This is a genomic window from Marinobacter sp. 2_MG-2023, from assembly GCF_030546935.1.
GTDB lineage: Bacteria > Pseudomonadota > Gammaproteobacteria > Pseudomonadales > Oleiphilaceae > Marinobacter.
Genome location: NZ_JAUOPH010000004.1, coordinates 374,877 through 396,525, shown reverse-complemented (window position 1 = coordinate 396,525; position 21,649 = coordinate 374,877). Strand labels below are relative to the sequence as shown.

General features: G+C 53.9%; 21 protein-coding genes. 7 read left to right on the top strand and 14 right to left on the bottom strand.

Translation table 11 applies throughout. The features are described 5' to 3' along the window. The first annotated feature begins 42 nt into the window (after positions 1 to 42). From Q4501_RS12415 to lpoB, 4 genes are read left to right on the top strand one after another with little or no spacing between them, the layout of a single operon-like run. Entirely contained in the window at positions 43 to 978 is a 936-nt protein-coding gene (locus Q4501_RS12415; protein WP_303596558.1) for a D-2-hydroxyacid dehydrogenase, read from the top strand. A 53-nt stretch (positions 979 to 1,031) separates the two neighbouring features. Continuing rightward, positions 1,032 to 2,507 carry a COG3014 family protein gene (locus tag Q4501_RS12410; RefSeq protein ID WP_303596557.1) on the top strand — a complete coding sequence of 492 codons (1,476 nt, stop codon included), beginning with the start codon at positions 1,032 to 1,034 and terminating at the stop codon, positions 2,505 to 2,507. 16 nt (positions 2,508 to 2,523) lie between these two features. Further along, positions 2,524 to 2,913: a YcfL family protein gene (locus Q4501_RS12405; protein ID WP_303596556.1), complete on the top strand. Its 390-nt coding sequence runs from the start codon at positions 2,524 to 2,526 to the stop codon at positions 2,911 to 2,913. 12 nt (positions 2,914 to 2,925) lie between these two features. Then, on the top strand, positions 2,926 to 3,528 hold the full coding sequence (gene lpoB, locus Q4501_RS12400) for a penicillin-binding protein activator LpoB (RefSeq protein WP_303596555.1): 603 nt from the start codon (positions 2,926 to 2,928) through the stop codon (positions 3,526 to 3,528). A gap of 41 nt (positions 3,529 to 3,569) precedes the next feature. Here lpoB and Q4501_RS12395 read toward each other — a convergent pair whose 3' ends face one another. Next, positions 3,570 to 4,820 carry an OmpP1/FadL family transporter gene (locus Q4501_RS12395; protein WP_303596554.1) on the bottom strand — a complete coding sequence of 417 codons (1,251 nt, stop codon included), beginning with the start codon at positions 4,818 to 4,820 and terminating at the stop codon, positions 3,570 to 3,572. A 193-nt stretch (positions 4,821 to 5,013) separates the two neighbouring features. Here Q4501_RS12395 and Q4501_RS12390 point away from each other — a divergent pair, with 193 nt between their 5' ends. Then, entirely contained in the window at positions 5,014 to 6,336 is a 1,323-nt protein-coding gene (locus Q4501_RS12390) for a YihY/virulence factor BrkB family protein (RefSeq protein WP_303596553.1), read from the top strand. Here Q4501_RS12390 and Q4501_RS12385 read toward each other — a convergent pair. From Q4501_RS12385 to Q4501_RS12370, 4 genes are all read right to left on the bottom strand, one after another. Further along, entirely contained in the window at positions 6,326 to 7,366 is a 1,041-nt protein-coding gene (locus tag Q4501_RS12385; protein WP_303596552.1) for an HDOD domain-containing protein, read from the bottom strand. The two genes, Q4501_RS12390 and Q4501_RS12385, sit on opposite strands and share 11 nt — an antisense overlap. 109 nt (positions 7,367 to 7,475) lie before the next feature. Beyond that, positions 7,476 to 8,705: a DUF445 domain-containing protein gene (locus tag Q4501_RS12380; protein ID WP_303596551.1), complete on the bottom strand. Its 1,230-nt coding sequence runs from the start codon at positions 8,703 to 8,705 to the stop codon at positions 7,476 to 7,478. 96 nt (positions 8,706 to 8,801) lie between these two features. Next, positions 8,802 to 9,536: a 16S rRNA (uracil(1498)-N(3))-methyltransferase gene (locus Q4501_RS12375; protein ID WP_303596550.1), complete on the bottom strand. Its 735-nt coding sequence runs from the start codon at positions 9,534 to 9,536 to the stop codon at positions 8,802 to 8,804. Between the two features lie 15 nt (positions 9,537 to 9,551). Further along, positions 9,552 to 10,901 carry an adenosylmethionine--8-amino-7-oxononanoate transaminase gene (locus Q4501_RS12370; RefSeq protein ID WP_303596549.1) on the bottom strand — a complete coding sequence of 450 codons (1,350 nt, stop codon included), beginning with the start codon at positions 10,899 to 10,901 and terminating at the stop codon, positions 9,552 to 9,554. Positions 10,902 to 11,145: 244 nt separating this feature from the next. Between Q4501_RS12370 and Q4501_RS12365 the strand changes: the two genes are divergently transcribed. Further along, entirely contained in the window at positions 11,146 to 12,642 is a 1,497-nt protein-coding gene (locus Q4501_RS12365; RefSeq protein WP_303596548.1) for a type VI secretion system PAAR protein, read from the top strand. A 469-nt stretch (positions 12,643 to 13,111) separates the two neighbouring features. Then, positions 13,112 to 13,501, top strand: a complete 390-nt coding sequence (locus tag Q4501_RS12360; RefSeq protein WP_303596547.1) for a hypothetical protein — start codon at positions 13,112 to 13,114, stop codon at positions 13,499 to 13,501. An 81-nt stretch (positions 13,502 to 13,582) separates the two neighbouring features. Here the strand turns inward: Q4501_RS12360 and Q4501_RS12355 are convergent, their stop codons facing one another. The 9 genes from Q4501_RS12355 to Q4501_RS12315 all read right to left on the bottom strand — a co-directional run bounded on the left by Q4501_RS12355 (position 13,583) and on the right by Q4501_RS12315 (position 21,533). After that, complete coding sequence (locus Q4501_RS12355; protein ID WP_303596546.1) at positions 13,583 to 13,966, bottom strand: type II toxin-antitoxin system VapC family toxin; 384 nt, start codon at positions 13,964 to 13,966, stop codon at positions 13,583 to 13,585. Then, on the bottom strand, positions 13,963 to 14,169 hold the full coding sequence (locus Q4501_RS12350; RefSeq protein WP_303596545.1) for a type II toxin-antitoxin system VapB family antitoxin: 207 nt from the start codon (positions 14,167 to 14,169) through the stop codon (positions 13,963 to 13,965). The genes Q4501_RS12355 and Q4501_RS12350 overlap by 4 nt, the downstream gene beginning before the upstream one ends. 200 nt (positions 14,170 to 14,369) lie before the next feature. Beyond that, positions 14,370 to 15,116 (bottom strand): amino acid ABC transporter ATP-binding protein, encoded by a 747-nt coding sequence (locus Q4501_RS12345; protein ID WP_303596544.1) that lies wholly within the window; start codon positions 15,114 to 15,116, stop codon positions 14,370 to 14,372. Between the two features lie 13 nt (positions 15,117 to 15,129). Continuing rightward, a complete protein-coding gene (locus Q4501_RS12340) occupies positions 15,130 to 15,801 on the bottom strand; it encodes an amino acid ABC transporter permease (RefSeq protein WP_303596543.1) in 672 nt (223 codons plus the stop codon). A 93-nt stretch (positions 15,802 to 15,894) separates the two neighbouring features. Continuing rightward, the gene (locus Q4501_RS12335; RefSeq protein WP_303596542.1) at positions 15,895 to 16,653 is read right to left on the bottom strand and encodes a transporter substrate-binding domain-containing protein; all 759 of its coding nucleotides are present in this window, start codon (positions 16,651 to 16,653) and stop codon (positions 15,895 to 15,897) included. Between the two features lie 247 nt (positions 16,654 to 16,900). Next, complete coding sequence (metF, locus tag Q4501_RS12330; protein ID WP_303596541.1) at positions 16,901 to 17,770, bottom strand: methylenetetrahydrofolate reductase [NAD(P)H]; 870 nt, start codon at positions 17,768 to 17,770, stop codon at positions 16,901 to 16,903. 12 nt (positions 17,771 to 17,782) lie between these two features. Then, positions 17,783 to 19,156 carry an adenosylhomocysteinase gene (ahcY, locus tag Q4501_RS12325; RefSeq protein ID WP_303596540.1) on the bottom strand — a complete coding sequence of 458 codons (1,374 nt, stop codon included), beginning with the start codon at positions 19,154 to 19,156 and terminating at the stop codon, positions 17,783 to 17,785. Positions 19,157 to 19,218: 62 nt separating this feature from the next. Next, on the bottom strand, positions 19,219 to 20,409 hold the full coding sequence (metK, locus tag Q4501_RS12320; RefSeq protein ID WP_303596539.1) for a methionine adenosyltransferase: 1,191 nt from the start codon (positions 20,407 to 20,409) through the stop codon (positions 19,219 to 19,221). Between the two features lie 119 nt (positions 20,410 to 20,528). Continuing rightward, a complete protein-coding gene (locus Q4501_RS12315) occupies positions 20,529 to 21,533 on the bottom strand; it encodes a metalloregulator ArsR/SmtB family transcription factor (protein WP_303596538.1) in 1,005 nt (334 codons plus the stop codon). Positions 21,534 to 21,649 lie beyond the last annotated feature (116 nt).

The window sequence follows — 21,649 nt, the reverse complement described above, 5'->3', positions numbered from 1 at the left end:
AGTCTACCTTAATCTCAGGCGATATTGATGAGGGAGAAAAGTATGAAAGCGGTATTTCTTGATGCGGCCACACTTGGCCATGATGTAGACCTTGCCGCTGTTGAGCGGGTTGCTGGCGGCATTGTTAAACATGACGCAACCACGCCAGAGCAGGTGGCCGAGCGGATCTGCGGCTTCGATACTGTTCTGGTTAACAAGGTTTTGCTCACCAGGGAGCATTTCGAGAATTGTCCGGAGCTGAAAACTATCGCAGTAGTGGCCACCGGGGTGAACAATATTGACCTGGAAGCCGCTCGAGAACATGGCGTCCAGGTTCTCAATGTGACCAACTATGGCCGCTCAACGGTGGCGCAACACACCGTGGCGTTGATGCTGGCTTTGGCAACGCGCCTGCTGGATTACGATCGTGATGTGCGTGCAGGGCGCTGGGCTGAAAGCGACATGTTTTGCCTGATGAACCACCCGATCATGGAACTCGAGGGGCGAACCCTCGGAATCGTTGGTTACGGAGATCTCGGGCAGGGTGTTGCGGAACGGGCAAGGGCATTTGGCATGAATATAGTGCTGGGCGCCCGGCCTGGACAGTCGGCAGGGGAAGTTGATGGGTACCCCAGGATTCCTATGGACGAGCTCCTCCCGCAAGCGGACGTTCTCTCACTTCACTGCCTGTTAACCGATGAAACCCGTAATATGATTGGAGCCAGGGAATTGCAGATGATGAAACCGGACGCGCTGCTGATTAACACCAGCCGCGGCGGGTTGGTCGATGAAGCGGCCCTGGCAGATGCGTTGCGAAAGGGCATTATTGGAGGTGCCGGGTTTGATGTGCTGACGGAGGAGCCGCCGCGAAATGGCAACCCCTTGTTAGCAGATGATATTCCAAACCTGATTGTTACGCCGCACTCGGCCTGGGCCAGCCGTGAGGCGCGGCAGCGAATTGTGGAAATTACGGCACGAAATCTTGCGTCGATTTCCTGACGCATCAAAGGACAGGACCGGGCGGGAGATGATGGTTTGCAAGGAATGGTAGTTTGAAAAGCTCTTGGTACGTGGTTTTTGCGGCGATTTTGGCACTTCTTGTTTCAGGGTGCTCGTCGTTCCACCAACGTGATCAGCTCGCTTCTTTTAATTCAGCCTATGTTGCCGGTGATTACACGTCGGCGCTTAAGGCGATGAGCTTCCGTGAGTCTGATAAGAAACCTGTCGATTCCAGGGCGCACTTGCTCGAATTACTGCATCAGGGCGAAATGTACCGCCTGACAGGTCATTATGACGAATCTGTCAAAGCGTTCGACCTGGCAGAGGAGGGCATGAAATACCTCGATACTGAGGGCTTGCTGGCGAGTGCTACGGAAGGCCTTTTGGCGGTTATGGTCAATGACTCAACACGGGACTACGAGGCTTTGATGTCTGAGGCTGTGCTGGTGAATACCTATAAAGGACTGGCGTTTCTGGCTTCGGGCAATACCGAATACGCCCGGGTCGAGTTTAACCGGGCCGACGACCGGACCCGTCGCGCTGTTGATTATTTCCGCAAGGAAATCGCTGAGCAGCAGGCTGCCCTGAAGCGTGAGGCCCAGAGCGGGAACCAGAAAGCCTCGATGGTTCGCACCAGCCTTGGAGACAGCCGCTTTCAGTCAGCTGTTGATAACCAGTACGGTGCGACTTCGAGCTGGTCTGTTTTCCCTGAATTTATTGTGCCCTCAAGTACGTATCTCCATGGCATTTACTTTCTTGCGAATGCTGAAGACGCCGCAGATTATGAACGGGCGGTTACCTCGCTTGGTCGTGTTGCACAAATGAGCCCGGGGAGCAGGGTGCTGCAAGCCGATGCAGAGTTGGCTGCCGACCTCGCGTCGGGCAGACAGTCATTGAAAGAGTTGCCCCCGCAAGTATGGGTTTTGTATGAGAACGGGTTGGGGCCGGTTCTGCGAGAATCCCGACTGGATGTACCCTTGTTTATTGTGCGCGGCGCCCACCAGGCGCCCGCGTATGTGGGTATAGCTCTACCGGAGTATACTGAACGATCCGCTGTACCTGGTGGCCTCGGCGTGGTCGAGCCCACCGGACAGCTCGTTCAGACAGAAAGAATTTCGGACATGGGCAAGGTTATCCGTACCGAGATGAAAGAGCGGTTCCCGGGCATACTCTCCCGAGCTGTTGCGTCTGCGATAAGTAAAGCCGTTCTCCAGAGCGAGGCGGCAGATCAGTTTGGCCCCTGGGGCCAGCTTTTTGCTGCCGCATATGCGGTTGCGACTACTCAGGCCGACCTGCGCAGCTGGCAGGCATTACCTGATCATTGGGAAGCCTTACGTGTCGATCGCCCTGAAAGCGGGAGCATCACGCTACTGGATAACCGGGGAAAGGTGCTGGGTGAACTGGATATTCCACACCAGGCATTCACACTGGTGTATGTTAAGCGACCTACACTGAGTGCCCCTGCGACGGTTATCACTATGGATTTGCAGGGGAAAACTGAAGCGACATTAAGGCGCATGCCCGAGTGAGATGAGGAATCATGCTATGAAAACACTATTATTAGCCAGTCTGCTGATTTTCGGCCTGGCAGGTTGCGCCTCGCAGCCGGAAACTCATTCAATGAGTGAGAGGCAAAACCTTAGGGTAGACCCGGAAGTCAGCTACGCCATGACGGTGACAGAACTCTTTGATCAACGCCTGGCTCAACCCGGTGGTGATAGCCTTCTGCAAGTGCAGTTTGCGGTGGAAGCGAGGTCAGATGCCGAGCTTGCATGGACCGTGATCTGGTTTGACGATAATGGCATGGTTGTTAAAAGCGTTGGTGAGGGTTATCGCAAAGCAACCCTGTTGACTGGCCAGGTGCGCTACTTCGATGCCACTGCACCTCATGCCAGGGCCACCAGTTACCAGTTGCACCTCCGTGAACCCAAATAAAAGGAACTTCCTATGTTGATACGTGCTCTTGCCATTTCAGTCGGCCTGGCTGTTGTCGCCGGCTGCGCCGCACCTGCCCGCTATATTGACCCGGCTGCTGACGATGGCCCCGTCGCTATGACTATGGACTACCGGGATTTTGAAAAGGCGGCCACAGATGCTGTTGAGGACATGCTTGCCAGTGGCGCCGTAAACAATCCCGATGGTAGCCGTTACATCATGGTGGTCAGCCGTGTGACCAACGACACCATGCAGCGTATTGATACCGACCAGCTCACCAAAAAAATCCGCGTATCCCTTCTCCAATCCGGAAAGGTTGTGACCACCACAGCCGTCGGCCTCAACGGCGCAGAGGATGAAATGAACATGAAAGCGCGTGAGTTGCGCGATTCGGAGGAGTTTGATCAGTCAGGCGTTATGCGTAAAGGCACACTTCAGGCACCTGATCTGAGCCTTTCAGGAAAAATTCTTCAGCGTAATCATAAGGTTGGTAAGGAGCAGCAGGTGGAATACTACATTCAGTTGTCCCTGACCGATCTCGAATCAGGCCTGGCTATCTGGGAAGGTGAAACGCCTATCATCAAGCGTGGCCCTGACAGCTCCGTTTCCTGGTAATCAGAAGAGGAGCTGTCACACCCATTGCTTTACTGTGGCGATTAAAAGACCCAACCCAGACTGGCGGAGGCGCCGATTTGGTACATTTCCAGGCTAATTGTCTGGTTAGGCGCCAGTGGGTTGGGGCCGGAGACTTCTTTCGCGGGCGAGAAGAAGGCCATTGCTGACAATTCCAGGTTTTCGCTGAAACCGTGAGTGAATCCACCCGTGAAGTGCCATTCCTGCACTCCCGGCGCAAGGATGTTGAATAAAACGTCTTCGGCGGAGATCGGGTTTTCTCCGTAGCTCACGCCAGCCCGCCAGGCATGCCCAGGAGTCTGCTGCCACTGCCATCCAAGTTTTACGATGGTCATGTCGTCCCAGCCGAACCCGGGCCCTTCATCTGTACCCAAAGATCCCGGTGTGATGGGCATTACAGAGTTGCCTATGCTGTTAATTTCGCTGTATCGAATATGCTGGATGTCCAATAGAAGCCAGTGATCCTGGATGCCTGACCAGGCAATGCCGGCATTGAACATTTGTGGAATGTCGAAGTCGCCTTGTTCTGCGAACAGTCCGCGATACTTGTCGAACTCTCCCATTTTCAGAATGTTGCGCCAACTGACACCACCCCGCAGGGTATCGGTGATTTTACCCTGCCAACCTATCTGGTACCCGTAACCCCAGGCGTCATCTGTACCATTATTGGAAAGTGCGTCAGCATCGGACGAAAACGGCGCAAAGCTCTGCAGTCCTTCCGCCGAAAAGCGCTGATAGGCGACTATTGGAGAAATACCGATGGCTTGATTGTCGGCAAACTCCCAGGACACCGTTGGTGCAATAAATAGCTGCTCAAGGTTCACCCCGGTACGGCCACCATAGAATGCCCCGCCGTTGTCACCCGAGTAGTCGGTGTTCATGCCCCCATTGGCAAAAATGGAAACACCCACAGCCGTGGTGTCTGAGACCTCATGGTTGAATCCGAAATGAGGGATGAGGAAGCCGTTTTTGCTGCTTTCGTAGGTGCCCGGCTGAAGAGAAAATGCGGGAGGGGGTGATAGAGGGCCTTCAACTGAATATTCTCTCCGTGGTGAAAATACCTCTATGCCGCCATCAATACGGCTGCCCACAAAGGCCATGCCCGCCGGGTTGGTGGAAGCAGCCATGCTGTCCTGAGACAAGGCTGAACCAGCGCCGGCCATGCCCATGCTTATGGCCCCGTAACCGTGGCTGAAGTAACCATTCGTTGCCAGGGCGGCGGTAGGGAACAGTGTTGAAAGAGCAAAAGCTCCCAAGGCGGTTTTGATGCGCATGTAAAACCTATTTGGTTGGGCGACATATAAGATGTGAACGTTTTTACAGTCTTTTTGTTATAAGTGGAAGTAACTAATGTCGATATGGTTATATTGAACGAGCGCCTCGCAAAAAGCTGTTAATCCGTCATACTGGATGGAAAGCAGATATCTGACTGATAATCTGAACAAATCTGGACCAACAGGATCTAAAGTGGCTTCCTTCCAATTCAAAGAGCGACTCCAGGCTGCAGAAAGCTGGATTCTTGCAAACCCGAACCCGCCGCAAAGGTGGCCCTGGACCTGGCTCTATAAAGTAGGGCGCTCTGCTTACGCGCTGATGCGAGATGTTATCAGTGGGCAGCTGACCCTCCATGCCATGAGTCTGGTCTACACCACGCTGCTCAGTATTGTCCCTCTGCTGGCTCTGAGTTTTTCGGTGCTGAAAGCGTTGGGTGTCCACCAGCGCATGGAGCCGTTCCTGTTCCAGTTTTTTCAGCCCATGGGGCCTGAGGGTATTGAAATGGCCGAGCGCGTACTTGGCTTTGTGGACAATATGAAGGTGGGTGTCCTGGGCTCTGTAGGCCTTGCGTTGCTGGTTTATACTGTGGTTTCGCTGGTGCAGAAAATCGAGCGCTCATTCAACATGATCTGGCGAGTGCCGGAGATGCGGTCGGTCGCCCAGAGATTCAGCAATTACCTCAGCGTTATCATGGTTGGGCCGCTACTGATGGTCTCGGCCATTGGTGTCAGCGCAACTATCTTCTCTTCATCCATTGTACAGGCGCTGATTGCCATTGAGCCGTTTGGCTCGGTTATCCTCGTGGTCAGTCGTTTTACGCCGTTCTTTTTGGTGGTAGGCGCCTTTACGTTTGTTTATGTGTTCATGCCCAACACCCGGGTGAAGCTGAGGTATGCCTTTATTGGTGGTCTGGTTGCCGGGGTTTCCTGGCAAGCCGGTGGAATGTTGTTTGCCTCCTTTGTGGCCGGTTCAGCAAAGTACGCCGCCATTTATTCCAGCTTTGCGATCGGTATTATCATGCTGATCTGGATTTACCTGAACTGGATGATTCTGCTTCTGGGTGCGAGCCTGGCGTTTTACCTGCAAAACCCCGGTGCCGTTGCCAAGCATACCCATGTGCAATTGGCACCGGAGCTCCAGGAGAAAGTGGCTTTAGCCATGATGTGGCTGGTGGCGCGTCCATTCAGTGAGGGCCACAAAGCACCGCAGCAGGAAGCTCTGGAACAAACCTTGAGGGTGCCGGGTGAAGTGACGCGCGGAGTCAGTGACAAGTTGATTCGTGCGGGGTTGCTTTCATTGGCGGGCAAGCAGGGAGATCAGCTTGTACCCGGGCGGGCTCTGGATCTGATTACGGTGGGTGATGTGCTTCAGGTGGTGCGCCACGATGAGGATCGGGTCGTTGATCGGTTGCCGCCCGTATTTCCTGTCGAGTTGCTCAAGGGCGAGCGCAAGAACGAATCCATGACATTCGCGGCTCTGCTGAAAAACGGCGCCCGGCCTGAGATCAGCCCCTAGCCCCCTGGTTGAGCAAAGCTTTCAGCGCTGTACGCACGCGACCGGTCTGCTCCGGGGTAAGGTGTACAATCTTGTTGAGATCTTCTTCGGGCAGATTTCGTTGGTGGGCGTGGCGCAGGACTTCGCGACTGCCTATTACCATGCCGTCGATCAATGTCGTTTCTTCCTGATCCGGGGCAGGGCGCTCTGCTGCCATCAGGTAAGCGTGGTACTTGGGCGGCAGGTTCCATTCGCTTGCAATTAGCTGGCAAGCCACCCACTGATAGCGTGAAATTGCGTTGCGTATCAAGGCGGTATCGGGTTCATCGCTGCCACGTTGAGCTTTGCAAATGCGCTGAAGCTCCCGGCGAATCGTTATATAGGAAAGCGCCGGCAACAAGCCGGCCGTAAAAAGTGCACCTGTGTCTTCGTTGCGGATATCGGCGATAAACTCGGCAGCGCGTGCGCATGTAAGGCCCCAGGCCCAGGCCCTCTGGGCGAACAGCGCTTCCCGGCTGTTACGGGCGGCCATCATAGGGCGCATAACCGCAGCAGAGATCACATTTCGGATGCCGTTCATTCCGAGTACAAAGACAGCCTGGTCGACAGACTCGATGGTGTGCTCCCCGGTGCGGAAATACGGGCTGTTCGCAACTTGCAGAATCTGGTCCGTCAGAGCGGGGTCACCAAGAATAATCTGCGTCAGCTTATGACGGTCAGAACCCTCATCCGAGAGGGCTTTCATGAGCATCGGCAGCGTCATGGGCCGTCTCGGAACCTCTTCCATCGTGTTATTTGTAAGGCGGGATTGAAGCTCCTGAAGCACTGCGTCCCATGAGCTTGATTCTGAGTGCAGGTTTGAAGGCCCCGTGTCCAGAAGCCAGCAGAACAGGTTTTCTTCAAGTTGCAGGGTAAGGTCCTGGGTGTTCTCCGGTACTTCACCTTGTTCTGTGGTTTTCGCAGGATTAAACAGCCTGGCCTCAGCCATTGGAGAAGGTGGCGGTTCTGCTGTCTTGAAAAAGCCTGCAATCCAGGAAAAGAAGCCTGGCATTCACACCCTCCGGATCAATCAGTCGTGAAAGAGTACGCACTCATATCCCGCAGTATAGAGGTACACCGCAGGCTTGCACAGGCCAAACCCGTTAAGGCCAGTAGGGCGGTTATACCAGTGCGCCACCAAATACGAAAACAAGCTGGCATATACCTGCCGCACAGCCGAGCGTGGCACCTACCAGAATCAACTTGATCTCATCTTCCTGAAAACAGGGGCGCAGAAGATCCTGAAACTCTACCGATGACAGGGCAACCATTCGCTCGACCATAATAGACTCAACGGCGCGTGCGCGGTCGGTTTCGAACACCGGATTATTAAAGGATGTTTTAGATATCTCGATGGCTTTTTCGCCCACCTGGTTTTTGAGGGTGGCAAAGCCTGTAGGGCCAAACGCCATCTGTGTCAGTGCCTTGCCCATGCCAGCCGTTTCGTCGACCAGAGGTTTGATGTGCTTTTTTACCATATTGCGGGCGCGGTCACCCTTGGGGCCTTCCAGAATAGCGTTGATGATATTCCCGACGGTAAGGATTTCGTGGGTCACTATGTGGCAGAAGGATTCCGCGACCTCGGGTTGCCGTTTGAGGAACAGGCCCTGAATGCGGAATGGTCCGATCTTCCTGGCACGCAAAGGCCGGAAGATAACATTCAGTGCAATCCAGTTGGTTGCCCAGCCCACTAGTAACCCGAAAACGGGCAACACCCACCAGTTCTGATAGAAGTACCAGACGGCCATCTGAATCAGGCCGAACAGGAAACCGAAGTAAAGGCCGGAGTTTACAATGAAGCGGAATTCGACCTCGCCGCATTCCAGAAAGATGCGGTTCAGCAACTGTTTGTCTGCAGCCAGCCTCTCAATAACCATGCCTTTGATATCAAGCAGATCTTCGACGTTGTCAGATATGTCGTCCACCAGGTTGTCTACAAGCTGAGGTGTAGATTTACGCACCCGGTCGTAGACCATTTTTCGCGCTGAAGCGGGAAGGTTTTCCCAGAATGTGGGGTGCTCTCTAAGCATCAGTTCGTCCACGTATTCTTCAATGCGAGGCTCAACGGAGTGGACAATGTGGGTGGCGAGTACTCTGGGGTCAATCTGCTGGAAAATTTCCCGCACAGTGCCGATTTTGGAAATTGTAGCGTCGACACTGATAGCAGCCATTTTCCGGGCTTTTGATGGAATGATGCCCTGCCAGCCCAACAGGGGCGGTTTGCCAACGAACTCCAGTGGGAAGAAAGTCATCTTGATGGCGAGCCAGTTGGTGGTCCAGCCAATGAGTGCCGCAATAATGGGGATGCTGAGGTATTGCCAGAATTCTGGGTTACTAAACAGGCTTGTCATCCGGGCTCGTACTCACTTTTTGATTATGTCTGTGGGATGGAGCATGTGTGGAAGGCCTGTGCCTGTCAATGACTCGCCAGCCCCTTAAAAGCGGCGCTAGTGCCCAATGTCACCCCATAACCAGTGGCAAAGGGCCATGGCTGCGACCGGTGCGGTTTCTGTCCTGAGAACACGGGGGCCAAGTGCCACAGGCATGAATCCGTCTTTCTCTGCGTGTGCAATTTCATCGGCAGTCAAGCCGCCCTCCGGTCCGATCATCAGGGCTATGCTGTCGGGTTTGGCCATGGATTCCAGTGACTGTTCAGTGCGGTGGTGTAACACCAGGCGCAGATCGCAGTTGTGGCTGTGCTCTAGCCACTGTGCCACCGTCATAACTGGCAGGACTTCGGGCACCCGGGCGCGACCACATTGTTCCGCGGCGCTTACAGCAATGGATTGCCAGTGACGCAATCGCTTGTCTTCACGGTCGCCTTTGAGTTTTACCTCGCAGCGCTCGGTGGTGAGCGGCACTATGCGGGTGACGCCCATTTCCACCGCTTTCTGCACGGCATAATCCATTCGGTCGCCTTTGGAAAGGGCCTGGCCAAGAGTGATCTGCAGCGGCGATTCTGTGTGGTTTGTCTCGGGCGCTCCCACGAGTACTTCCACACGCTTCTTGCCCGCTTCAGTAATAGTGGCAGGGTAGTCCTGGCCATCGCCGTTAAACAGTCTCAGCTCCTGGCCTGGCTGCATGCGCAATACCCTGCCAACATGTTGGGTGGCGTTTTCGTCCAGATCCGATTGGTGGCCTTCGCTTAGTGGCGAATCGGTATAAATTCTTGGGATACGCATGCGTGTTTACCTTGGTCAGTCCCGAACGGCTATGTTGATGCCTTCGGTCGCGACCTGGGCCAGGTGGCGGATCTGGTCTTCGGTGATGACGTAAGGCGGCATGAAGTAAACCACATTACCCAGGGGTCGAAGCAAGGCCTCACGCGTGAGAGAGTGCTGATAAACTCGAACACCCCGACGCTCCTGCCAGGGAAAAGGCGTTTTCGAGGCTTTGTCCTTCACCATTTCCACTGCGAGCGTCATCCCGTGCTGGCGGATATCCCCGACGTTGGGGTGATCGGCAAGATGGGCGACGGAGTCAGCCATACAGGCTGAAAGCCGGCGGTTATTCTCAATTACATTATCGTCGCGGAAAATATCGAGTGTTGCCAGTGCTACTGCACAACCGATGGGGTTTCCGGTATAGCTGTGGCTGTGCAGAAAGGCCTTCAGGGTTTCGTAATCATCATAGAAAGCGTTGTAGACGGTATCGGTGGTCAATACTACGGATAGCGGCAGGTAGCCGGCGGTCAGCCCTTTTGAAAGGCACATGAAATCCGGGGTGATACCCGACTGCTCGCAGGCGAACAGAGTACCGGTGCGCCCAAAGCCGACGGCGATTTCGTCTGCGATCAGATGAATGTTATAGCGGTCACAGGCTTCGCGTAGTTTGGTGTGGTAAATCGGGTGGTGCATGCGCATGCCACCGGCGCACTGGATCAGCGGTTCCACCACAACGGCACAGATTTCCTCATGCTTCTCTGCCAGTAGCGTTTCCATAACCTCAAACTGGCGCAGGGCATAGGCTTCGTCGGTTTCGCCTTCTTCCTTGTTGTAAGCGTCTGGCGAGGGCGCGGTTAGCACTTCCATCAGCAATGGCTGGTAGGTGTTCTTGTACAAAGCTACATCCCCCAGAGCCAGGGCACCCAGGGTTTCGCCGTGGTAACTGTTGCTAAGGTTTACGAAGTTCTTTTTGCCGGGCTTTCCCAGATTCTTCCAGTAGTGGAAGCTCATCTTGAGCGCAGCTTCTATGGCTGATGAGCCGTTGTCGGCGTAGAAGCATTTATTAAGGCCTTCAGGCGTAACCTCAATGAGCCGCTCGGAAAGATTGACGACGGGTTCATGGGTAAAACCGGCCAGAATGACATGCTCTAACTCACCGATCTGCTTCTGGATCGCAGCGTTGATTCTGGGGTTGGCGTGGCCGAACAGGTTTACCCACCAGGAGCTGACCGCGTCGATAAACCGGTTGTTTTCAAAATCCTCCAGCCAGACGCCTTCGCCCCGTTTGATCGGGACCAGAGGTAGAGTTTCGTGGTCTTTCATTTGGGTGCAAGGGTGCCACACGGATTTCAGGCCGCGGGCGACAAGGTCGGCATTGCGCATATGGGAGCTCCGATAAGACGATGGTTCTACAATGAAAAAGTCTGGCTGTTAACCTTTGGCGATAATACAGTTAACAGCGGTGCCTGGCCACTGTGATGCCGGGCACAGCCAGACCACCGAGGTTTTGCCTGGTTTGGCCTCTGCGCCCCTTCGGTATAAGATGCTCGTTCATACCGACAGAGCCTGGCTGGCTCGAAGGTGTGCGGTCTGGTTTCAAGGAAGAAAACAACGCAAAGGATGCGACATGAGTAAAGCAGTTGTGCTTCTCGGAGACATGGGCTCCGATCACGAAGGTTTCCCGCCTACGCCGGTTATTGCCGGTTCCCCCGATGTTCTGATTGATGGCAAACCCGTAGCCCGGGTTGGTGATCCACTAGCGCCTCACTCCAAGCCTAAGCACTCTTCGCACCCGCGCGTGATCGCTGACGGTTCTGGCACCGTGATGATCAATGGCATACCCGCAGCCGTAACGGGTAGTGCGATTTCCTGTGGGGGTGTAACGATTGGTTCAGGGTCGGTGGTGATTGGTGATACTCATACACCCGCCACATTCTCGGGGGTGTCACCGACAACATTATCCGAGGGAGGTACTTTTGCAGCCGCTCAGGCTTCGGCACTACAGAATAGAATATCCCCGGCTAAAGCGGCGGAAGCGGTTAGCCCGCAGGCCTCTCCGCAGCAATCACCAGTCTCTGTCCAAAGCGTGGCCCCTGTCGAGGGTATTTCAGGCAACCTCGCCCAGAAGCCGGATCAGCTTTTGAGCGAACCGGGATTTCACATCGTGCGTCAGCCCATGAGCAAGCTTGGACTACTTACATTGCTCTATGGCGATGCATCAGCCAAACCAGATAATTTCGAACGCCTGAATCCGGGCCTGGGTAACCGGGCCCTGCCTGGTGAAATGATCGTGATTGCTGACCCGAACAGCCTTGAGTGCACGGTTGAGGAAAACGACCTGATGCAAGTCGCTGAGCAGGTGAATCAGGAAGTTCGACAACTCAGTGAGCCGGAAGCCCAGTTCATTGTAGATCACTACGATTTATTGGAAATGATGACCTCAAGCACCGCAACTGGGCTTGGTGTAGGTGCCACAATGATTGGCCAGCAAATCAAGAGCATCAATACCACATTGAAGGAGCTGGAAGTTCTGCACCAGGATACCTTCCGAAAACATGGAACACTTAGCCATTCGGAGTTTTTTGAGCGCCGCCAGCGACTGTTTACGAAGCTGGACTTTGCGCTCGGTAAAGTCGCCAGAAAAGGGATGTCTTTAGACGACAACGCGAAACTCAAGCGGGCATTGGGCTTGTCTTCCAAGAGCATTGTGCATGAGTGGAAAGCTTCGGGAGTTGGCGGGATACCGGGTTATGGGACGAACTACACGAGAGCCTCTAAGGCTGCAGGGCTCATCGAAAAAGGGGGGCGTTTAGCTATCGCGCTTGATGTTGGGTTCGCGGGATATAAGATCTACGAAGCGTGTTCGATTGGTCGAGCTGAGCAGTGCCATCAAGTGAGCCATACTGAGTCGGGACGCTTGGCAGGTTCTGTTTTAGGCGGTTCAGTTGGGGCTTACGTTGCACCAATACTGTGTACCGTGGTCGGAGTTGGCACTGGCGGCATTGGTGGGGTTGCATGTGGGATTATTGCCGCTGGCGTTGGCGGTGCAGTGGGCGGCCAGATAGCTGGCGATGCAGGAGAAGACATGGGGCAGTTGATCTACGAGGTTCGAAACCGTGACTGACGAGACTATCACCATCTTGGCGTACATAGGCTTTTACAGTCTTTTCCTGGGGCTGATACCACTCCCTTTCATTATTACCACCGGATTCAGATACGTAGTTTTGATTGAGGACCGCGTTGGCACTGATACAGGAGGTATCGCTACAGCGAGAATGTTCTGGCAAGGGCGGATGATTGGTCGGTTTTTCAGAAGCAGCAATGTATTTGCATATCTCATACTGCGAAATTTTCCCGGTTCCTTTTTTAAGCAAAGAGCATCGCTGCTTGGAGATCCGGATGTTTGTATACCTAGAAGCTGGCAAGCATGGGTTCTTGTTCCCGCCTTGTTCCTTTTCGGTATGCTTGCTATTGCACTAACTGCAAATGCGATTATAAAGATGGGTTAGTTTGGTTTGGCTCGGCGGTTGGGGGGCAGTTAGGCGGAACGGTCGGGGGGAATGCTGGTAATGTGGTGAGGAAGGTCGTTATTGATGGAGAATGGCGCACTTACCTTTTGGGAATATGCATTGATGGTCTCGCTGCCAACCGGGCTGCTTTCCGTGATATTTATAGTGACGGTTGCATTTCCCAGAATTGCTGATGTGGAACGGCGAATTGGTACCGCAGGAAAACTGATTGATTCTGTGAGGCTGTCTTTCGGTGGTGGGCCTATAGGGCGATGGATGCGCTCGCTTCATGTGTTTGCTTTTTTTGCGTTTCGGAAAATCCCGAAATACGGATCAAAAATCTCTGCACGTTACGGTGATGAAGTCGAACCACTATCGTTGAGCCTCAAGTTGTGGGCGACTTTTCCGCACATCGTATTTTTTCTCTCTGGTGTCGTGTTCTTTTCGGTTGGTCTTTCTTTGGATTTTAGTTGACGGATTCTGCGTTTGGTCCTGCCTGAAAGCTGGCGAAGAATTCTGCGCCTGGAGTTTGGTTATTTCTCAATGCCTGGTTGCCTACTCAGCTATTTCGTATTGATAGCCCACATCAAATCGCGACGCTAACGTCGCCAGGCGTTTATCAAAGGTCCACAGCCGGGCATCCGGTGTGATCAATGTGGATGCCAGCAGCGCGATATCTATCAAGCCACAGCCAAGACCGTAGAGTTGTTCCCGCTCAATTAGCTCTCTGACTTCGCTAAGGTTTGCCTGAGTTGCGGGCTGAAGCAAGCCGATATCGCCCAAGGTTTGTTTTCGTGGCGCGGGTGGTGTGCCGCAGGCCAGTTCGGCGATCACCATGGGGTGGGTGAGAGCTCTGTCGGAGAGCAAAAGGTGGGTGAGCACTATATTGCGGTTTCGGAAGTGGTCTACCCATACTGATGTATCAACCAGTACGCTCATGATGTAGGCGTGACTTCGTGACGGCGAGGAATGGACTCCATGTCGGGGGCGTCACCACCAAGGGCGGCAAGGCGTTTGGCCGCGCGAACTCTTACAAACGTTTTGATAGCTTCCCGAAACAGCTCAGCCTTATCCATGTCGGGATCAGCCATGTCCAGCGCCTGCTGGTAGAGCTCCTCATCGATGGTCACGGTAGTACGCATGAGCGTGTTATCCTCAGTTTTGATGACATATAGCATCATATATATCATCACGCGAGGAGGTGTTCAAGAAGTAGCCGAGTATGGAGTCTTTGCGCTGGTGATCTGTTTCTTTAGTGGAGGCCCTAAAAAAGCCCCTGTGAACGACAAAAGGTCCACAGGGGCTTGTTAGAAGCCTTGCGCATGAAAATGTCGGCAAGTGGTCAGTGCGCCAACACCCTCGATAGAAACGCCTGTGTGCGCTCATTTTGAGGGTTGTCGAACACGTCATCCGGCTTGCCTTCTTCCACAATCTGGCCTTCGTGAATGTATATCACGCGGTCAGCCACTTCACGGGCGAAGCCCATTTCGTGGGTAACCACCATCATGGTCATGCCTTCTTTGGCCAGTTCGCGCATTACATCGAGCACTTCACCGATCATTTCCGGATCCAGTGCCGAGGTGGGCTCGTCGAACAGCATCAGGCGCGGTTCCATGGCCAGGGCGCGGGCAATAGCAACCCGTTGTTGCTGACCGCCCGAGAGATGGCCGGGGTATTTGTCGGCCTGGCTGCCAATCCCAACTCGTTCCAGAAGGCGTTCAGCCGTTGCATTCGCAACTGTTTGGGATGTGTTTTTAACTTTCTGGGGCGCCAGCATGATGTTCTTTTTCACCGTAAGATGAGGGAACAGGTTGAACTGCTGGAAAACCATGCCCACTTCTTTGCGGATCTCCGCTAGCGCCTGCTGGTTACCGCCTTTCGGTGCCAGTGCCTGGCCGTCGACTTCCAGGTGGCCGGATTCGAATTCTTCCAGCCCGTTCACACAACGGATCAGAGTGGATTTGCCGGAGCCACTGGCACCGATAATCACCACGACTTCGCCCTGTTCTACCGTTAAATCTATATCTTTAAGGACATGTACCTTGCCGAAGTACTTGTTCATGCCCTTCATCTTTACAATCTGAGTCATGGGTCAGGTTCCTTCAGACAGAGGCCAGTCCACGCCGTTCAACCAGGCGGAGAATCAGAGACAGTGAGAGGGTAATGGCCAGATACATAATCGCGACCACAAAATACACCTCGAAGGCAGTGAAGGTGCTGGCAATGTAAACCTGGCCCTGACGAACCAGTTCGCCGACGCCAATGACCGAGAACAGCGAGGTGTCCTTGATGCTGACGATGGCCTGGTTGCCAAGCGGCGGAATCATGCGCCGGAAGGCCTGCGGCCAGGTGATTGACCAGAATGTCTGAGTGCGGGAAAGACCCAGGGAAAGCCCGGCTTCGGTCTGACCCTTGGCAATGGATTGAACGCCACCACGCACCACTTCAGAAATGTAAGCGCCTGAGTTCAGCGCAATGGCGGCGACACCCGCGGTAAGAGGATCGATAGGGCCGCCGATCAAGTCGGGCAGGCCATAAAATATAAAAAGAACCTGAACCAGAATTGGGGTGCCACGGAAGATTTCTATATAAGCCGTTGCGGGCCACTTAAGAAACCACTTTTTATTGATGCTCAACAGGCCGAAAATGATGCCCAGGGCAAAGCCGATAAGCAGGCCGCCAAATGAGATCATCAAGGTATAGGGGATCCCTTTAATCAGAAAGGGAATCGAGTCGATGGCTGCTTGCCAGTCAAATTGGAACTGGGATTCCACAGTGTGCGTCTCCGCAGGAGTTAGGGGCAGAAGACGCCGGGGCAAATAACCCCGGCGCTACAAAAGGAAAGGACCTGATGGCCCTTTCGGCCTTTACATGCCGTCAGGCATTGGGCCAAACCACTTTTCGTAGATGGTTTTGTAGGTTCCGTCTTCTTTCATGGCTGCGAGGGCTTCATTAACCTCGTCTACCCACTCACTGCCGTTTTTAAGCGCGATGCCATACTGCTGACCTTCGTATAGCTGGCCAACGGTTTTGACTTTGCCTTCACCCTTGGTGCGGGCAAAGTAGCCAACGTTCGGGGCATCGTAGAATACCGCGTCAACTGAACGGGACATCAGGGCCATGTACATGTCTGAACTGCCCGGATAAGGCGTTACACCGTCGTTTTCATCCAGATTTTTCTTCAGGAAGTCATAACTGGTACTGCCGATTTTGGAGCCGATTTTCAGGCCTTCAAGATCGGATATTTCTGTGACATTGTCGTTGTCCTGGCGAACCAGAATGCGCAGGCCAGAATCGTAGTAGGGGTCTGAAAAATCAACGATTTTTTCACGCTCGTCGGTAATGGTGATACCGGCAATGGCAATATCCACGTTGCCGGTTTGAAGTGCAGGGATAATACCGTTGAAGTCCATGGTGTTGATGTTGTAATCGAAACCGGCACGCTCAGCGACTTCGGCAATGATTTCCATATCGAACCCGATCATCTCACCGGTTTCCTGGTCCAGCATTTCGAACGGGACGAAGCTAGGGTCGGTAGCCACTCGCAGGGTTTCGGCGCTTACGGCGCTGGCGGCTACGGTAAGTGCCAGGCCAGTCCCCATTGTTTTCAGCCATTTCGTGCTCATGCTTTCTCCTTTTCTTTCTTATGAGGCTCCGTTTGCCCGATAAGGCAGGCCGGGGAGTTCACTGCTGGTGACTGTGATTCCCGGGGAGCATTAGTGAATGCGTCACGTACACTTTAGACTATTACTCAGGAGCGTACCCAATATCAACTGCTTGGGTTGTGCCCTGTAGTGAATGAAGGGAGTTTAGATAACCGGGTTATAGCCACATGGCATAACCCGGTAGTATTTCGAACGCTCTGACATGTAATCAGAATGCGATTTTCTCGCGCTCACTGATTCCAAGGTTTTTCCATATGCTGATGCTGGGTTCAGCCTGGTTCAGAGTGTAAAAGTGCAATCCCGGTGCACCGGCTTTCAGAAGCTTTTCACACATATTGGTGACGACTTCTTCGCCGAACTTGAGAATGCTTTCTTTATCATCGCCATAGGCTTCCAGCTGCTTGCGAATCCAGCGCGGTATTTCTGCACCACACATGTCGGAGAAGCGCACCAGGCTTGAAAAGTTCACGATGGGCATGATGCCGGGTACCACCGGAATGGTAACCCCGAGCTGTTCAAGCCTGTCGATGAAGTAGAAGTAGCTGTCCGGGTTAAAGAAGTACTGGGTAATGGCGCTGTTGGCACCAGCCTCTACCTTGCGGGCGAAGTTTTTCAGATCTTCTTCAGCGTTACGGGCCTGGGGATGGAACTCCGGGTAGGCCGCTACTTCGAGATTAAAGTGATCACCGCTGTGCTCACGAATAAACTCAACCAACTCGTTGGCGTAACGCATTTCGCCGGAGGCACCCATACCGGACGGCATGTCACCCCGAAGGGCGACAATCCGGTTGATGCCGTTCTCTTTATACACATCCAGCAGCTCAGCGATCTCGCTCCGCGTACCACCGACGCAGGAGAGATGTGGCGCTGTGGAAATGCCCTGCTTGTGCAGGTTGAGGACGGTTTCAATGGTGCGCTCCCGGGTGGAGCCCCCCGCCCCGAAAGTCACCGAGAAAAAATCCGGATTCACCCCGGCTAGTTGATCACGCACCACCTGGAGTTTTTCCTTGCCCTGGTCGGTCTTGGGCGGGAAAAACTCGAAGCTGAAACGGCGTTTGAACTGTTTCTGGGATTGCATCTTGTTACCTGATCAGTACTTGTAGCTTTCTGGCTTGTACGGGCCTTCGACCGGTACACCGATGTATTTTGCCTGTTCCGGGGTCATTTTGGTGATCACACCACCAAAACCTTCCACCATGGCTCGAGCAACTTCTTCATCCAGTTGCTTGGGTAGGACCTGAACATACACACCCTTGGTGCGTGCTTCTTCTGGCAGGTCAGCGAACTTGCGCTCAAACAGGTACATCTGAGCCAGAACCTGGTTGGCGAATGAGCCGTCCATGATTCGTGACGGGTGACCTGTCGCGTTGCCCAGATTTACCAGACGGCCTTCGGAGAGCAGGATCAGATGATCGTTGGTGGCCTTGTCACGGTAGATCACGTGAACCTGAGGCTTCACTTCGTCCCATTCCCAGTTCTTGCGCATGTACGCAGTGTCGATCTCATTGTCGAAGTGGCCGATGTTGCAAACCACCGCGCCAGACTTCAGGGACTTGAGCATGTTCGCATCACACACGTTCATGTTACCGGTGGTGGTCACCAGCAGATCGGTGGTTTGCAGAAGAGCTTTATCTACGCCTGCTTCGGTGCCGGTATTCACACCATTGAGGTAGGGAGAAACAACTTCAAAGCCATCCATGCAGGCCTGCATGGCACAGATGGGGTCGGCTTCGGTAACTTTCACAATCATGCCTTCCTGACGCAGTGAGGCAGCAGAGCCTTTGCCCACGTCGCCGTAACCGACAACCAGCGCTTTCTTGCCGGCCATCAGGTGGTCGGTGCCGCGTTTGATGGCATCGTTAAGACTATGACGGCAACCGTACTTGTTGTCGTTCTTTGCTTTCGTTACGGCATCATTAACGTTGATAGCCGGGACTTTCAGTGTACCGTCGCGCAGCATCTCCTGCAGGCGGTGTACACCGGTGGTGGTTTCCTCGGTCACACCGTGGCAGTTGGCCAGAACTTCCGGATACTTTTCATGGAGCAGGGCTGTCAGGTCGCCGCCGTCATCCAGAATCATGTTGGGTTCCCAACCTTCTACGTCAACACCGACAGTGCGCTCAAGGCACCAGTCATACTCTTCATCGGTCTCGCCCTTCCAGGCAAACACAGGGATATTTTGCGCCGCGATGGCTGCAGCGGCCTGGTCCTGCGTTGAGAAAATGTTGCAGGATGACCAGCGCACGTCTGCACCCAGCTCGATCAGTGTTTCGATCAGGACAGCGGTCTGGATGGTCATGTGGATGCAGCCCATGATATTGGCGCCTTTCAGCGGCTGCTCTGTTTTGTACTTCTCACGCAGCGCCATCAAAGCAGGCATTTCGCCTTCAGCAATTTTGATTTCTTTGCGGCCCCAGTCTGCCAGGGAAATGTCGCGGACTTTAAAGTCTTCGAAGTTGCTCATTCAGGTGTTCTCCAGTCAGTTCTGTTTAGGCGCTTGAGTTCATCAATACGCCCGAAAATGATTTAGATGCCAGCTGCGTCTTTCAAAGCGGCTGCACGATCGGTTTTTTCCCAAGGGAAGGTCGTGAAAGTTTTGCCACCGATGGTCACTTCCTCTGGTTGACGCCCGAAGTGGCCGTAGGCTGCCGTGGCCCGGTACATGGGGTGCAGCAAATCAAGCATGTTGGTGATGGCGTAAGGGCGCAGATCAAAGTGCTGTCGAACCAGTTCGATGATTTTGTCGTCGCCGATTTTGCCCGTTCCGAACGTGTTTACAGAGATAGAGGTTGGCTGTGCCACGCCGATGGCGTAGGAAACCTGAATCTCGCATTTGTCAGCCAGACCTGCAGCGACGATGTTTTTGGCAACATAACGACCAGCGTAGGCCGCCGAGCGGTCAACCTTTGAGGGGTCTTTGCCGGAGAAAGCGCCGCCACCATGGCGAGCCATGCCGCCGTAGGTGTCTACGATGATTTTGCGGCCGGTCAGGCCGCAGTCACCCACTGGGCCGCCGATCACAAACTTGCCGGTAGGGTTGATGTGGAACTGGGTGCCTTTATGCAGTAGCTCAGCCGGAAGTACGTTTTTGACCACCAGCTCCATGATGGCTTCCTGCAGATCTGCCTGGGAAACGTCCGGATCGTGCTGGGTGGAGAGCACGACCGCGTCGATGCCCACTACCTTGCCGTTTTCGTAACGGCAGGTTACCTGGCTCTTAGCGTCGGGGCGCAGCCACGGCAAGACACCATTTTTACGCGCTTCTGCCTGGCGCTCGACCAGACGGTGGGCAAAAGTGATCGGCGCGGGCATCAGCACTTCGGTTTCGTTGCTGGCGTAGCCGAACATCAGGCCCTGGTCGCCGGCACCCTGGTCTTCAGGTTTCTGACGGTCAACGCCCTGGGCGATGTCCACAGACTGTTTGCCGATGATGTTGATAATGCCGCAGGTGTCGCCGTCGAAGCCGACATCGGAAGAGGTGTAACCAATATCTTTGATCACACCGCGAACCAGGTCTTCCAGATCTACCCAGGCGCTGGTTGTAACTTCACCACCTACGATAGCTACACCGGTTTTCACCATGGTTTCGCAAGCTACCCGGGCGTGCGGATCAGTCGTCAGGATGGAATCCAGAACGGCGTCGGAGATCTGGTCTGCCAGTTTGTCCGGGTGGCCTTCGGAGACCGATTCGGAGGTGAAAATGCTGTAGTCAGACATAGGTTTGCTCCTTTGTGAGCGTTTCGAAATCTTGTGGTTTAGCGTGTAAGTAGTACTACCTACACCAATATCAAAGTTTTTTGATATGCCTGTGAAGCTGTTGGCGTATCAGGGGTTGGTCATCTCAGTGGCAATTGGGTTTTCCAGAATTCCCTGACCTGGATCTGGAAGCCGTTGCGCAATCCAATAAATAGCTGCTCGCCTGCTTTGAGGCCGGCTGCTACCGCCCAGGCGGTCAATTCCTCCGGTTCAAAGCCAAGCCAGAGATCGCCGCAATTGTCTTTTGCCCAGTTCTGGTCGTGCCTGCAAAGGTCACTGACAACCAGGCAGCCGCCATTATTCATGAGTGCCGCAGCATCCAGAAAAATGTCTGCAGGGCTAGGTACGTGGTGCAGAACCATATTGGCCACAACAAGATCGAACGCATCTCCCCGGGCCAGCAATGTGTCGGTTATGCCTTCTATCAGATCCACGTTATTAAGACGCTCGTCAATACAGGTGCGCGTTGCCTTGGCGAGCATGTCTTTACTATTGTCCAGCGCCACAACGTGTTCGCTCAATTCCGACAGTACGGGTAGAAAGCCGCCTTCGCCCGGACCAATTTCCAGCGCAGTCTGCCACTGCTGCTTGCGGGTCCGCTTACGAATCATGTCGGCCACGGGTGCCGCATACAGATCAAACGCGGCGATCAGCTCCTGCTGTTCCCGGAACTGTTCTGAGTGCCGGGAAAAAAACGCCTGCGACTGATCTGCCCGTTGGGTACGTATAGATTCAATCTTTTCCTGCAATTGCGCAGGTAAAGGCGCGCGATCCACCGCTTCAAAAATCTGGCGAATGGTCAGGTCGGTTGGCTTTTCGCTATCCAGGTGCAACGGACGGCGATAGAAAATCGCGTTGCCTTCACGTTGCGGCTCCACCAGGCCAGCCTTATGCATCACCTTCAGGTGGTGGCTCATGCCGGACTGGCGCATATCGAACAGCTGGCTCAGTTCCAGAACACCAAAGGTATCGCGCCTCAGCACACGCAAAATCTCAAGGCGCAAAGGGTCGCCGCTCGCTTTGAAGATCGGGGCCAGCACGTCCACGGAGGAGATTTGGTTAGCGTGTGCATTCAAACTTGTCATGGTTGCGAAGTGTAAGGGCGTTGAGTTGTTCAATCAATAGCCATATCAAAGTTTTTTGATATAGATTTATCATTCTTTGAAATCAATCTCTTTCGGGTTTCCGCGTCAGGATATTT